Source organism: Amycolatopsis sp. lyj-108 (genome assembly GCF_046549005.1).
In the GTDB taxonomy this organism is placed as follows: Bacteria; Actinomycetota; Actinomycetes; order Mycobacteriales; family Pseudonocardiaceae; genus Amycolatopsis.
In genome coordinates this window covers 1-853 of sequence record NZ_JAJPWQ010000030.1, presented here as the reverse complement: position 1 = coordinate 853, position 853 = coordinate 1, and the positions used below count along the sequence as shown (strand labels likewise).

General features: G+C 69.4%; 1 protein-coding gene. It reads right to left on the bottom strand.

Features of this window, described 5'->3' with window-relative positions:
• Positions 1 to 853 (bottom strand): DUF222 domain-containing protein (locus tag ACLJO0_RS44050; protein WP_410585849.1); only part of this gene is annotated, 853 nt, incomplete at both ends.

The following is an 853-nucleotide window of genomic DNA, read 5'->3' as shown; positions in this document are numbered from 1 at the left end:
GCGGGGGTGACGCTGCGGGTGGCGCGGCCGATGTCGAGGGGTTCGCTCTCGGTGCCGAGGACGGCGGGGATGATCTTGGCGTCGCAGGCGAGCATGCGGGCGTGGCGTGCGGTGATCTGGGTGACTCCGTCCACGCAGGCCGACCCGAGTCCGGAGGTCAGGGTCTCGAGCGGGATGGTGACCACGACGGTGGTGCGGTCCCCGGACAGGGTGGGGGCTTTGTCGTTGGTCATGGCGTGGTGGATGGCGTCGAACAAGGCGTCGCCGTGGCGTTCGCCGGGGGTGCGGGGGTCGCGGTTGCCGTCTTCGTCGACGGGTCTTCGTTGTCCCCAGGTGTCGAACAGGGCGTTGGCGCGGGCGCCGAATTCGGGGTCGAGGAGGCCGTTGAGGCGCCACCAGCCGTCGTCGCGTTTCCGCAGGTGCACTTCGCGTGAGGGTGGTGTGAGGTCTTCGTCTTTGGGTTCGTTCCCGTCGGGGTCCAGGTGTGCCAGGAGTTCGGCGCCGCCGTTGAGGATTTGCTGGGGGCCGGCGTGGCGGGCCAGGTTCACCAGGATCTGTTCCGCGCCGGACCGGTCCTCGGCGGACACGTCGGCGGGGATTTTCTTCAGCACCGCCAGGAGTGGGTCGAGGTGCTGGTGCCCGAGGTCCCCGTCGGCTCCGGCGATCGGGGCGAAAGCAGGGGCGGGGGTGCCGTCGAGGTTTCGGCTTTCGTTCACCGCTAGTGCCCGCTTCACGGTGTCGTGGGCCTCTGTGGGGGTGATGCGGGCGGTTTCGGCGAACCAGCCCGCGGTCGAACCATGCCCGAATAGCTCCATCGGGCCGCGGGATTCGATCTCCGTCAGGAACTGCCCGA